A 12,559-nucleotide genomic window follows, 5' to 3' on the forward strand; every position below is an offset into this window, starting at 1 on the left:
CCTCTCAGGCGATGACGAGTGCGGGCACGTCGGGCTTGTAGACCACCTTGTTCTCGACCTTGAACAGGTCCACCATGTTCTTGCCCATGACCTTGCGGACGCCCTCGGCATCGAGTCCGTGCGCCTCGAGATCGGAGACCAGGTTGATCGGGTCGGCGAGGCCTTCGGGGTGCGGCCAGTCGGAGCCGAAGATCGTGCGGTCGATACCGCACAATTCGGAGATCTGCTTGAAATCGTCCTCCCAGAACGGTGCGACATACACGGCGCGCTTGAACGCCTCGACTGGGTTCTCCGGAAATGCCTGCGGCATCTTGGAATACACGTCCTCGAACTGGTGGAACAGGTAAGGCACCCAGGATGCGCCATTCTCGATCGACAGGATGCGCAGATCGGGGTTGCGCGTCAGCGCGCCGTGGCAGACCAGCGCGGCCATGCTGTCCTCGATGGGACGCTTGCCCATCGACACCATGCGGAATGCTGTCGGCTTGAATGGCAGGTACTCGTCGGCGGGTTCCCAGTCGTTGAGGTACTCGGCGTATCCGCTGTCCGACGCGTGCATCGCCACGGGGATGCCGGCTTTCCCGCAGGCCTCCCAGAACGGGTCGAACTCTTCGGTGCCGAACGACCGCGTGCCGCGGAAGCCGGGCACCGGCGCGGGCCGGACCAGCACGGTCTTGGCCCCGCGCTCCAGGCACCATTCGAGCTCTTCGAGCGCACGGTCGACGATCGGCAACGTGATGACCGGTGTCGAGAAGATGCGGTCCTCGTAGTTGAATTGCCAAGTCTCATACATCCATTCGTTGAGGGCATGGATGATGTCGTGGATGAGTTCGGGGTCGTCTTTGAGGCGCTCTTCGACCAGCGAGGCGAGCGTGGGGAACATCAGCGTGTAGTCCAGGCCGAGTCCGTCCATCACCTCAAGGCGCGCTTCCGGGTTGCGGAAGGCGGGGATGGCCTTCATGGGCTGGCCCATGATCTCGCGGAAGCTCTTGCCGCCGCTGCCGTGCCGGAAATACTCCTCCTGTGCGCCGGGCCGCGCGACCACCTCGAACGTCGGGTTCGGGATGTAGTCGCTGATGTGGTTGCGCACCATGATCTTGGTGCGACCGTGCACGTCGATGTAGTCGATGACGCCCTTGCGGTTGTCCGGCAGGAACTTGGTCAGCGCTTCCTTGGGTTCGTAGAAGTGATTGTCGGCGTCGAACACCGGATAGTCGAGGATGCGTGACGGCATGGTGGGCTCTCCTGGCGCGTCGTATTTGCACGAAACGGTAATGGCATTACCGCTGGTGGTAACGACATTACCACGCCCCAGTGTAACGACGCTAGGACATGTTTACGCAGTTCAGGGGGTTAGCGTGCCAGGCCCCGTAGGCAGAAGGTGTGAACGTGGCTTCCCTCGATGGGCATGTCGTTGAGTTCGGCGCCGAGGTCGCGCATGCGCAGTGTGCCCAGCACCGTCTGCATCAGGATCGTGGCGTCGGTGTCGACGTCGAGGTCGGACCGGAACGTGCCGTCGGCGATGCCGCGTCGCAGGATCTCGGCGATCAGTCGCTGCAGCGGCGCGAGCACCGTGGCGAACTCCTTGGGCCGTGTCTCCAACAGGTGGTCGTTGTAATAGGTCAACCCGCGATTGATGCTGTCCTGGGTGCTCGACTCGGCCGGTGCGCTGATGCGTTCGATGAGCACACGTAACGCGTCGCCACTGGACATTGCGCCGGTCTCGGCGCGCCACCGCTCGGTGGCATCGGCCATGATCTTCTCGACGAGCGCGAGTAGCAGCTCGTCCTTGGTGGCGAAGTGTTGGTAGAACGCCCGCAGCGAGGTCTTGGACCGCTCGACGACTTCGAGAACGGTGAAGTCGGTGCGGCCGGTTTCGCCGAGAATGTCCAGCGCAGAACGCATGAAGCGATTGGCGCGAGACTCCTGCTGGGTGCCGTCGCGTCGGGCCGTCGGATTCGGCTGAGCCTTCGCGGTCATCGGCACGCCATCCCTTCCTGTCCCGGGCACCTGATGGTAATGACGTTACCGCTTTGGGGGAACCTCGGTTACTGTTCCCTGCGACGGTCACCCAACGGAGGCGATGGACACATGACACAGGCGCAATGGACGGTCCAGGCACTGCTCGACCTGTTCGATGCGGAACCCGCAGGCGAGAACACTTTTACGGCGCAGACCGGCCCCGCCGGTGAGGACGAGCGCCAGGTCGTCGAGGGCACCCAGGTCCTAGCGCAGTCGATTGTGGCTGCAGCCAAACGCTTTCCGGAGAAATCGATACGGTCGGTGTATGCGGTTTTTGCCCGCGCCGTCATGGTCGCCGCGGGGCCGGTGGAATTGGAGATCGACGTCGTCAGCGAAGGTCGTTCCACCGCAACGGCCGTCGTGACCGCCAGGCAGAACGGCAAGCGCTGCATCACCACGACGATTCTCGCCGACGTGCCCACCGGCGACGTCATCCGCCATCACCTGCCCAAGCCCGACGTCGCGGCGCCCGCCGACGCGAACGAGTCGCCGATGCCGATGCCGGGCCGTCAGCTCCGACTGGTCGACGTTGTCGATGTCAACAGCCCCGACGAGGTCGGGCCCCCCGAATTGTACGCATGGCTGCATTACGACCCGATTCCGTCCCGTGACGACCTGGCGAAGGCGCTCATCGCGTATTTCACCGGCCACCTTGGCATTTCGACAACCATGCGGGCGCACGAGGGCATCGGGACCAGCCAGGCGCACCTCACCGTCTCGACCGCGCCGATGACGGTGTCGGTCAGTTTCCACGAGCCCGTCACGTGGGACGGTTGGCTGCTGTACACCCATGAGAGCACGCAGGTCGGCGCCGGCATGTCCTACGTGCGTGGTGCCGTCCACACGGAGGAAGGCGAGCTGCTTGCGTCGTTCACCCAGGATGCGCTGATCCGCCCGCTGCGTACGACGGACACCGCCATCAAGGAACAGTCGCGACTCTAGGCCAGCGCCGATCGCAAGACATCCAGGGGCAGCCCACCGAGGTCGAGGGCCCGGCTGTGAAAGTCCTTGAGCGACACGCCCCGCGCCAGGCTCTCGTCGCGCAACTGCTGCCAGATGCGTTGGCCGATCGCGTAAGACGGTGCCTGACCCGGCCAGCCCAAATAGCGGTCGAGTTCGAAGCGCAGGTTCTCCTCGGCCATCGCGCTGTGGGTCTGTAGGAACGTCCACGCCTTCTCCGCATCCCACACCCCGCCGTCGGGTGCGGTCAGCCCGCAGTGCACCCCGATGTCGATGACCACCCGCGCAGCCCGGAAACGTTGGGCGTCAAGCATTCCCATGCGGTTGCCGGCGTCCTCCAGCCAGCCTAGCTCGGCCATCAGACGCTCGGCGTACAGCGCCCAGCCCTCGCCGTGGCCGGACACCCAGCACCCGAGCCTGCGCCACCGGTTGAGCTCGTCGCCCAGCACCACGGCACGGCCGATCTGCAGGTGATGTCCGGGCACTCCTTCGTGGAACACCGTCGTCATCTCCTGCCACGTGTGGAACGTGTGCACGCCCGGCGGCACCGACCACCACATCCGGCCGGGGCGGGACAGGTCCTCTGACGGGCCCGTGTAGTAGATCCCGCCGGTCTGCGTGGGCGCTATGCGGCATTCCAGGTTGCGCAACTCGGGAGCGATGTCGAAGTGCTTGTCGGCCAGCGCATCCACGACGCGGTCGGAGAGCTCCTGCATCCACCGCTGAAGTGCGTCCGTGCCGTGGATCAGATAGCGCTCCTCGGTGTCGAGCCGTTGCAGCGCTTCGCCCGCCGATGCCCCCGGATACAGCCTGTCGGCGATCTCGGCCTGTTCGGCGACGATGCTCTCCAGCAGCCCCATACCCCACTCGTAGGCCTCGTCGACATCGACGGCCGCTCCGAGGAAGGTCCGCGACAGCACCGCATAGGCGTCGCGTCCGCACCCGTCGACATCGCGTGCGTGCGGACCGATTTCGTCGCGCAGCACGGTGGTCAACGATGCGTAGGCGTTCGCGGCGTGCTCGGCATGCGCACGGAGTTCGGCGTGGAGCAGAGGATTGTCCGGTGCGGCGTCGGCGACCATGCCGATGAACAGGTTGGCGATCTGCCCCGCCTGCTGGATTCCGCGGCGGACCTGCCGGGCCGCCGGGGCATGCCCCGACCTCGCGGCCGCCCGCAAAGCGTCGGCGTAATCTCCCACTCGCTCCGGGATGTGCGCGAGCCGCCGGCCGAACACGGCCCAGTCGTCCTCGGTGTCGGTGGGCATCAGGTCGAAGACGTCGCGCATCGTCTGCAGCGGGGAGGCGATGACGTTCAGTTCGCCGACATCGAGGCCCGCGTCGTGCATGTCCACGAGAACCCCGAGCCGCTCCCGCATCGCGGCGGCGGTGACGACGTCGGCCGCGTCGGCAGGCTCGGCCGCGTCGAGTTCGCGCAGCGCGGACTTGGCGGCATCGACGCGCGCAGCCACCCCGTCGGGGGAGTAGTCGGTGATCTCGTCATCGTGACCGGCGATGCCCGATTCCGTTGCCGCGCAGGGATCCAGAGCAGCCCAGACGTCCAGGTAGCGCTCGGCGACGGCATCGACCGCGGTGGTCTGCCTAGCCAAGGTTGTTCGTCGCGAAGGTGTCGCACTGGGCCGGGTCGCCCGTCCGGTAACCGGTGGTGAACCACTTCTGCCGTTGTTCCGACGAACCGTGCGTCCACGACTCGGGGTTCACCCGGCCGGTCGCCGCTTCCTGGATCCGATCGTCGCCGACAGCCGACGCCGCGGAGAGCGCATCGGCGATGTCCTTGTCGGTCAACGGTTCCAGGAACGGAACGTCGGTGCTTTCCTGCTTGGTGATTGCGGCGTGGTGTGCCCACACGCCGGCGTAGCAGTCGGCCTGCAGTTCGGTGCGCACGCCGCCGCCGGTCGGTCCCGTCGGGTCCTGCTGCGCGCGGCCGAGAACCCCCTGCAGGTTCTGCACGTGGTGACCGAACTCGTGGGCGACAACGTACTCCTGGGCGAACGGCCCACCGCTGGAACCGAACTGGGTGACCAGCGTGTCGAAGAAGCCGGTGTCGAAGTAGGCCGTCTCATCGCGGGGGCAGTAGAAGGGGCCGACGTCGCTGGTCGCCGAACCGCAGCCGCCGGTGTTCACGCTGTTGGTGAAGATCTCGACCTTGGGTCGGGTGTAATCGGGCATCAACTGGGCCCACACTCCGTCGAGGGAGTTGCCGGTAGCCACGACGCGACACTGCACGATGGTGTTGGCGTCTTCACCGGTCTTGCACTGGCTCAGATCGAAGCCCGGGGTTTCGACGCCCTGGGTGTCCATCGGCTGCTGGGAGAGCACCGAGCTGGGGTCGACACCGAGGAACAGCGCCACCACCACGATCAGCAACCCGCCGACGCCGCCGCCGACAGCGATGCCGCGGCCCGGACCGCGGCCGCCGCCGCTCGTCGATGTGGTGCTGGTGTCGATCCGCATGCCTTCGTTGAAGGTCATCGCGCCACCTCCATCTGAGTCGAACCCACCGCCTGGCGCCCAGGCCCCGTCAGCTTCGCACACTAGGATTCGGCATGTGGCCTTCGTCGTGGGGGATATCGGGGGAGATGTCGCCGGAGATCGCCCCATCCTGTCCACCCCGTCCGGCGACCTTCGCGGCGACACCGAGGGCGGCATCGGGGTGTGGCGCGGGGTGCCCTACGCCGAACAGCCGATCGGCCTGCGGCGCTTCGTGGCGCCCGAGCCGCTGACCCCGTGGACCGGTGTGCGCGACGCGATCGAGCACGGACCGCTGCCGCCGCAGGCGAAATCGTTCGTGGGCGGGGGGCGCGACGATCCGAAGACGCGCGATGAGGCGTGCCTGACGTTGACGGTGTGGTCGCCGGACACCGCGAAGTCGTTGCCGGTCATGGTGTGGATCCCGGGCGGAGCGTTCGTCTACGGGGCCGGCCAGTTCCAGTTCTACAACGGGTCGCGGCTGGCCGCCAACGGCGACGTGGTGGTCGTCAATGTGACCTACCGGATCGGTGTGTTCGGCGGGTTCGAGCTGGGCGACCTCGGCGACGGCTTCGACGACAACCTCGCGTTGCGCGACCAGATCGCCGCACTGCGCTGGGTGCGCGACAACATCGCGGCCTTCGGCGGCGACCCTGACCGGGTCACCGTGTTCGGCGAGTCGGCAGGGGCGACGTCGGTGCTGGCCTTGATGGCCACCCCCGAGGCGAACGGCTTGTTCCACCGCGCGATCGCGCAGAGTCCGGCGCTGCCGTTGATCGCCGACCGCGAGTTCCGCGCCGCCAACGCCGAAGAGTTCGTGCGCCGCCTCGGTGTCGATGCCGGCGAGCTGAAGGCGCTCCCACAGCGCCAGCTGAGGCGGGCTGCAGGCATTCTGCAGCTCAAAAGCACCAGGACCACCCCGACGCTGGCCTACGGGCTCACCCACGGCACCGACCTGTTGCCGCTGCACCCGGTGGAGGCGGCGCGTCGAGCAAGCATCGCCCAGGTGCCGTTGATCATCGGCACCAACAGCCACGAGGCGTCCATGTTCGCGTGGACGAAGCCGCCGATGCTGCCCACCACCCGGGTGTCGATCGACAACTACTTCGCGCGGGTGGCTCCGCACGCCAAACAGGCGGTCCTACAGGCATATCCGGGCTATCCACGGCGGAGCGCGCTGGTCGCCCTCGGGTCCGATGCGATGTTCGGCGGCCCGACATGGGCCTTCGCCGACGCGTACGCCGAGCACGCGCCCACGCGGATGTACCGGTTCGACCACTTCGGGATGAGCTTGCGCATGCTCGGTCTCGGTGCGACCCACGGCAGCGAGATCGTGCACATCCACCACAGCTACGCATCGTTCGTGGGGCGCAAGCTGCATCCGCTGGGCCGCCGGATCCAGCCCGGAGTGGGACGCCGGATGCAGCGCGCCTGGCTGGATTTCGCGAAGAACACCCAGGGCGTGGACGCCGAGCACTGGCCGCGCTACGACACTGCCAAACGCATGACGCGCCTGATCGCCTCCACCCGCGACGTGATGTCGTCCGACCCCGACCAGTTGCGGCGGTCGGCTTGGTCGGCCGTCTACTAGGTGGTCGCGAAACGTTCGTCGGTGTAGCGCCGCAGGTTGTGCAGGAAGCCCTGGAACATGCGGCCCATGATGGGTCTGCCGGCCAGCAAGCCGAACCGTCCCGCTAGGCCTTTCGGTTTCATCGCCATGATCCAGGTGAGGTGGCACCCCTCGGCGGTGGGGACGACACGGTAGTCCTCGGCGAACGCGGCGATACTGCCCGTACTGGCCGCATTGAAACGAAACGCCATGCGCGTGAACGGTTCCCACGCCAGGAAAACCTCGTCGCCGGTGATGCCGCCGCGCATGTCGACGGTGCGGGTGGTGCCGATGCCCCGCGGTTCGGCGCTCGTCCACGTGACGTTGGTGATGACGCTGGCCCAGTGCGGCCAGGACGTCTCGTCGGCGAGGACCTCGAATAGCTGTTCGGGGGTGATGGCCAGGTCGACGGTGCTGACGAACCGGTACGGGGCGGTGTCGACGAAATCCAGGCCGACGCGCTCGCAAGCATGCATGGCCATACACTTTAGGCCATTGTGGTTGGTCTGCCGTCGGCAAACTGCTCGCGCGGCCCCTCTAGACTGATCAGCTGACATTCCGTGCCGAACTAGGAGTACTTCGTGCTGCGCACCCGCACCGCCGGTTCATTGCGTCCTGACGATTCCGGTCAGACGGTGACGCTGGCGGGCTGGGTGGCGCGCCGTCGCGACCACGGTGGCGTCATCTTCATCGACCTGCGCGACGCGTCCGGGGTTTCCCAGGTCGTGTTCCGCGAGGGTGAGGTGCTCAGCCAGGCGCACCGCCTCCGCTCGGAGTTCTGCGTCGCCGTCACCGGTGTCGTCGAGGTCCGCCCCGAGGGAAATGCGAATCCCGATATCCCCACCGGCGATGTCGAGGTCAACGCGACGTCGTTGACGGTGCTGGGGGAGAGTGCCGCGCTGCCGTTCCAGCTCGACGAGACGGCGGGCGAAGAAGCTCGCCTGAAGTACCGCTACCTCGACCTGCGCCGCGAAGGGCCGGGACACGCAATTCGCTTGCGTTCCAAGGTCAATGCTGCCGCGCGCAGTGTGCTGGCCCAGCACGAGTTCGTCGAGATCGAGACGCCGACACTGACTCGCTCCACGCCCGAAGGCGCCCGTGACTTCCTGGTGCCCGCGCGTCTGCAGCCCGGTTCGTTCTATGCGCTGCCGCAGAGCCCGCAGCTGTTCAAGCAGCTGCTGATGGTGGCAGGCATGGAGCGCTATTACCAGATCGCGCGCTGCTACCGCGACGAGGACTTCCGCGCTGACCGCCAGCCCGAGTTCACCCAGCTGGACATGGAGATGAGCTTCGTCGACGCCGACGACGTCATCGCGGTGTCCGAAGAGGTGCTGCGGGCGCTGTGGGCGCTCGTGGGTTACGACCTGCCCCTGCCGCTGCCGCGGATCAGCTATGCCGACGCGATGCGCCGGTTCGGGTCGGACAAGCCCGACCTGCGGTTCGGCCTCGAGCTCGTCGAGTGCACCGAGTACTTCAAGGACACACCTTTCCGGGTGTTCCAGTCCGACTATGTCGGTGCCGTCGTCATGCCCGGCGGGGCGTCGCAGCCGCGGCGCACACTCGACGGCTGGCAGGAATTCGCCAAGCAGCGCGGCCACAAGGGGTTGGCCTATGTGTTGGTCGGCGACGACGGCGAACTCGGCGGACCGGTCGCGAAGAACCTCTCGGACGCCGAGCGTGACGGGCTGGCGGCACACGTGGGGGCCAAGCCGGGCGACTGCGTGTTCTTCTCCGCAGGGGCGGCGAGGGCGGCCAGGGCGTTGCTCGGTGCGACCCGAATCGAGATCGCGAAACGCCTCGACATGATCGATCCGCAGGCGTGGGCGTTCACCTGGGTGGTCGACTTCCCGATGTTCGAGCCCGCCGCCGACGCGACCGCCTCCGGGGACGTCGCCGTCGGCTCGGGTGCGTGGACGGCGATGCATCATGCCTTCACCTCGCCGACGCCCGAGTCGGAGGCAACGTTCGACTCCGACCCCGCAAGCGCGCTGTCCAACGCGTACGACATCGTCTGCAACGGCAACGAGATCGGCGGCGGATCGATCCGTATCCATCGCCGCGACGTTCAGGAGCGGGTGTTCGCGATGATGGGCATCGACCACGACGAAGCTCAGGAGAAATTCGGATTCCTGTTGGACGCGTTCGCCTTTGGCGCCCCTCCGCACGGCGGCATCGCCTTCGGCTGGGATCGCATCGTGGCGCTGCTCGCCGGCGTCGACTCGATCCGCGAGGTGATCGCTTTCCCGAAGTCCGGCGGCGGCGTCGACCCGCTCACCGATGCGCCCGCGCCGATCACGCCGCAGCAGCGCAAGGAATCTGGGATCGACGCCAAACCCGGCAAGACGGAAGGCGGCTCGAAGAATGACTGAACAGGAAAATGGCGTCGACAAGTCCGCGCTCGTCTCAGACACGGCGGCACTCGACGAGTTCAACCGCAACATCGTCGAGGAATTCCGTGCCAACGGCGGCAAGGTCGGCGGTCCGTTCGAAAGCGCCACGCTGCTGCTCCTGCACACGACAGGGGCCAAGTCGGGCAAGTCGCGGCTGTCGCCGCTGGCGTACCTGACGATCGACGACAAGATGATCATCGTCGGGTCCTACGCGGGTGCTCCCAAGCATCCGGCGTGGGTGCACAATCTGCGCGCCAACCCGAAGGCCTTCATCGAGGTCGGTACCGAGGCCTATGACGTCGACGTCCGCGAACTCCCGGACGACGAGCGGGAGGCGACGTACCCGAAGCTGACCGAGCTCGCGCCGGTCTTCGCCGAGTATCAGGCCAATACGACGCGGGCGATTCCGCTGTTCGAGCTCACGCGGGCGTGATTTCGGCGTGGTTTTCGCCGCTGAGCGACGATTACCACGCCGAAATCACCGCGTCAGAGCCGTTCGATGATGGTGGCGTTGGCTATGCCCCCGCCTTCGCACATCGTCTGCAGCGCGTAGCGCCCGTCACGCTGCTCCAACGCGTTGACGAGCGTGGTCATGATCCGCGCGCCGCTGGCACCGAGCGGGTGTCCGATCGCGATCGCGCCGCCGTTGACGTTGGTCCGCGCGAGGTCTGCGCCGGTGTCCTGGGCCCAGCTCAGCACGACGGGGGCGAACGCTTCGTTGACCTCGAACAGGTCGATGTCGGACAGTTTCAGGCCCGAGCGTGCCAGCACCTTCTCCGTTGCGGGGATGACACCTGTCAGCATGTACAGCGGATCCGAGCCCACCGCGACGGTGGTGTGGATGCGGGCGAGCGGGCGCAGGCCGAGCCTGCGGGCCGCCGCACCGCTGGTGATCATCACCGCGGCGCTGCCATCCGACAGGGGCGACGAGTTGCCCGGCGTGATGTGCCACCCGATCTGCGGGAAGCGGGCGCCGATCGCCTCGTTGAAGAAGGCAGGACGCAGCCCCGCCAGCGTCTCGACCGTGGTGTCGGGGCGGACGATCTCGTCGGTGGCCAGGCCCGCGATCGGGGCGAGTTCGTTGTCGAAGAGACCGTCCTTGGCGGCGCGGGCCGCCTTCTGGTGGCTCTCGGCGGAGAACTCGTCGAGTTGGGTGCGCGAGAGGTTCCACTTCGCGGCGATCAGCTCGGCACTGATGCCCTGGGCCACCAGGCCTTCGGGGTAGCGCGCCGTCATGTCGAGCCCGAACGGATTGCTTCCGGGAAGCACCGAGGACCCCATCGGAACCCGGCTCATCGATTCCACGCCGGCGGCGACCACGATGTCGTAGGCGCCTGCCAGCACACCTTGGGCGGCGAAGCTGATCGCCTGCTGGCTGCTGCCGCACTGCCGGTCGACGGTGGTGCCGGGCACGGTCTCGGGGAAGCCCGCTCCGAGCAGGGCATTGCGCGCGATGTTGACGGCCTGGTCACCGACCTGGGTGACCGCGCCGGCGATGACGTCGTCGATCTCGGCCGGGTCGACGCCGGTGCGCTTCGTGAGTTCGCGCAGGCTGTGCGCCAGCAGGTCGGCGGGCAGCACGTCGTGCAGTGCGCCGCGGGCCTTGCCCTTGCCGACAGGGGTGCGTACCGCGCCGACGATGACGGCGTCGCGGTCTAAATAGTGCGCCATGATTACTCCTACGATGACTCGTCGCTGAGTACTGCTCTCTATACTTAGATGTAACACCTAGGTTTAGTCACAACAACCCAGCCGGGGAGTGATGTCCATGACAGTCCTGCAGGGGCCGCTGACCGACCGCACCACATGGTCGGCAGTCGGCCGGTGCCCGATCGAGAAGACGATGGCGCTGGTCGGCACCAAGTCGGCGATGCTGCTGATGCGCGAGGCCTACTACGGCACGACCCGGTTCGACGACTTCGCGCGCCGCGTCGGCATCACGAAGGCCGCGACGTCGGCGCGGCTGTCCGAACTCGTCGAGGCGGGCCTGCTGACCAAGCGCCCGTATCAGGAACCGGGACAGCGGGCCCGCGACGAGTACGTCCTCACCGAGGCGGGCACGGAGTTCATGCCGGTGGTGTTCGCTTTGTTCGAGTGGGGTCGCAAGCACATCGACGACACGCCGCTGCGGATGACGCACCTGGGCTGTGGCGCGCAGGCGAGCGTCGAGATCGTCTGCGCCGAAGGGCATCACGTCCCGCCTGACGAGCTCGGTGTCCGGCTCGTCAGGCGCAGACGCGACGACGGGTGATCACGCCAGCGACGCGCGGAACTCCCTGGCGGCACCCATCAGTTCTTCGACCCGCGACTTCTCCGCGGCGTTGGCGAACAGGCCGTCCTTCTTGAAATAGGTGCCGACCACCGCGCCGTCGGCGACACCGAGCTGGGTCGCCACGTTCTCGGCCCGCACACCGGTGTTGACGAAGACCGGCACCTGGCCTGCGGCGGATTTGACGATTCGCAGCGCCTCGGTATCCGTCGGAGCGCCAGCGGTGGCGCCCGAGACGCAGATCGCGTCGGGGAGGGTGGCGAACACCGTGGTCCGGGTGATGGAAGCCAGGTCGCGGTCGGCGAGGTAGGTGGCGGACTCGGGGACGATGTTGAAGAGCAGCTTCACATTCGATCCGCCGACACGGGCGCGGTGGCGTGCCACCTCGCCGACGTTGGTGTTCCACAATCCGAAGTCGCTGGCATAGACGCCGGTGAAGATCTCGCGGACGAACTTCGCGCCGGTGGCCACCGCGAGGTCGATCGATGCGCGGCCGTCCCACAGCACGTTCACGCCGTAGGGGACCGAGATGTCGGGAAGCAGTTCGCCGATGATGCGCGCCATCGTGATCGCCGTGATCGGTTCGGTTTTCGTCAGGTACGGCAAGCTGAACTCGTTGCTGATCATGACGCCGTCGACGCCGCCGCTCTGCAGCGCTTCGAGTTCGGTGCGGGCGCGGGCGACGACCGCGGCGATGCCGCCTGCGGAGTCGAAGCCGGGATCGCCAGGCAGCGCGGACAGGTGGAGCATGGCGATGACGGGCTTCGTGACGTTGAAGACCTCGTCGAGCCAGGTGGTGGTCACTCGTGTGCCTTTCTCTAA

The 12,559-nt window shown here is 66.9% G+C and carries 12 protein-coding genes; 5 read left to right on the forward strand and 7 right to left on the reverse strand.

The window, feature by feature from the left end:
* Positions 1-4 precede the first annotated feature (4 nt).
* Both ACAG24_RS17395 and ACAG24_RS17400 read right to left on the reverse strand, forming a co-directional pair.
* Positions 5-1,234: an amidohydrolase family protein gene (locus ACAG24_RS17395; protein WP_370473930.1), complete on the reverse strand. Its 1,230-nt coding sequence runs from the start codon at positions 1,232-1,234 to the stop codon at positions 5-7.
* Positions 1,235-1,353: 119 nt separating this feature from the next.
* A complete protein-coding gene (locus tag ACAG24_RS17400; protein ID WP_370473931.1) occupies positions 1,354-1,980 on the reverse strand; it encodes a TetR/AcrR family transcriptional regulator in 627 nt (208 codons plus the stop codon).
* Positions 1,981-2,091: 111 nt separating this feature from the next.
* Between ACAG24_RS17400 and ACAG24_RS17405 the strand changes: the two genes are divergently transcribed.
* Positions 2,092-2,964, forward strand: a complete 873-nt coding sequence (locus tag ACAG24_RS17405) for an acyl-CoA thioesterase (protein WP_370473932.1) — start codon at positions 2,092-2,094, stop codon at positions 2,962-2,964.
* Here ACAG24_RS17405 and ACAG24_RS17410 read toward each other — a convergent pair.
* Complete coding sequence (locus ACAG24_RS17410; RefSeq protein WP_370473933.1) at positions 2,961-4,589, reverse strand: DUF885 domain-containing protein; 1,629 nt, start codon at positions 4,587-4,589, stop codon at positions 2,961-2,963. The genes ACAG24_RS17405 and ACAG24_RS17410 overlap by 4 nt on opposite strands.
* Positions 4,582-5,472, reverse strand: a complete 891-nt coding sequence (gene ypfJ, locus ACAG24_RS17415; protein WP_370473934.1) for a KPN_02809 family neutral zinc metallopeptidase — start codon at positions 5,470-5,472, stop codon at positions 4,582-4,584. Before ypfJ ends, ACAG24_RS17410 begins: the two co-directional genes overlap by 8 nt.
* On the opposite strand from ypfJ, the gene ACAG24_RS17420 reads away from it, so the two are divergent.
* The gene (locus ACAG24_RS17420) at positions 5,393-7,060 is read left to right on the forward strand and encodes a carboxylesterase/lipase family protein (protein ID WP_370473935.1); all 1,668 of its coding nucleotides are present in this window, start codon (positions 5,393-5,395) and stop codon (positions 7,058-7,060) included. The two genes, ypfJ and ACAG24_RS17420, sit on opposite strands and share 80 nt — an antisense overlap.
* Here the strand turns inward: ACAG24_RS17420 and ACAG24_RS17425 are convergent.
* Complete coding sequence (locus ACAG24_RS17425) at positions 7,057-7,560, reverse strand: SRPBCC family protein (protein WP_370473936.1); 504 nt, start codon at positions 7,558-7,560, stop codon at positions 7,057-7,059. The genes ACAG24_RS17420 and ACAG24_RS17425 overlap by 4 nt on opposite strands.
* A 99-nt stretch (positions 7,561-7,659) precedes the next feature.
* Here ACAG24_RS17425 and aspS point away from each other — a divergent pair, with 99 nt between their 5' ends.
* Together aspS and ACAG24_RS17435 are read left to right on the forward strand one after the other, a co-directional pair.
* A complete protein-coding gene (gene aspS, locus ACAG24_RS17430; protein ID WP_370473937.1) occupies positions 7,660-9,447 on the forward strand; it encodes an aspartate--tRNA ligase in 1,788 nt (595 codons plus the stop codon).
* Positions 9,440-9,901, forward strand: coding sequence for a nitroreductase family deazaflavin-dependent oxidoreductase (locus tag ACAG24_RS17435; protein ID WP_370473938.1), 462 nt, complete (start codon positions 9,440-9,442; stop codon positions 9,899-9,901). Before aspS ends, ACAG24_RS17435 begins: the two co-directional genes overlap by 8 nt.
* Before the next feature lie 53 nt (positions 9,902-9,954).
* Here ACAG24_RS17435 and ACAG24_RS17440 read toward each other — a convergent pair whose 3' ends face one another.
* Positions 9,955-11,139: a thiolase family protein gene (locus ACAG24_RS17440; protein ID WP_370473939.1), complete on the reverse strand. Its 1,185-nt coding sequence runs from the start codon at positions 11,137-11,139 to the stop codon at positions 9,955-9,957.
* 97 nt (positions 11,140-11,236) lie between these two features.
* Between ACAG24_RS17440 and ACAG24_RS17445 the strand changes: the two genes are divergently transcribed.
* Positions 11,237-11,719: a winged helix-turn-helix transcriptional regulator gene (locus ACAG24_RS17445; protein ID WP_370473940.1), complete on the forward strand. Its 483-nt coding sequence runs from the start codon at positions 11,237-11,239 to the stop codon at positions 11,717-11,719.
* Here the strand turns inward: ACAG24_RS17445 and ACAG24_RS17450 are convergent, their stop codons facing one another.
* The gene (locus ACAG24_RS17450) at positions 11,720-12,541 is read right to left on the reverse strand and encodes a BtpA/SgcQ family protein (protein WP_370473941.1); all 822 of its coding nucleotides are present in this window, start codon (positions 12,539-12,541) and stop codon (positions 11,720-11,722) included. It lies immediately after the preceding gene.
* Between the last annotated feature and the right edge of the window lie 18 nt (positions 12,542-12,559).

The organism is Mycobacterium bulgaricum, from assembly GCF_041287165.2.
GTDB classification, from domain to species: Bacteria; Actinomycetota; Actinomycetes; order Mycobacteriales; family Mycobacteriaceae; genus Mycobacterium; species Mycobacterium bulgaricum.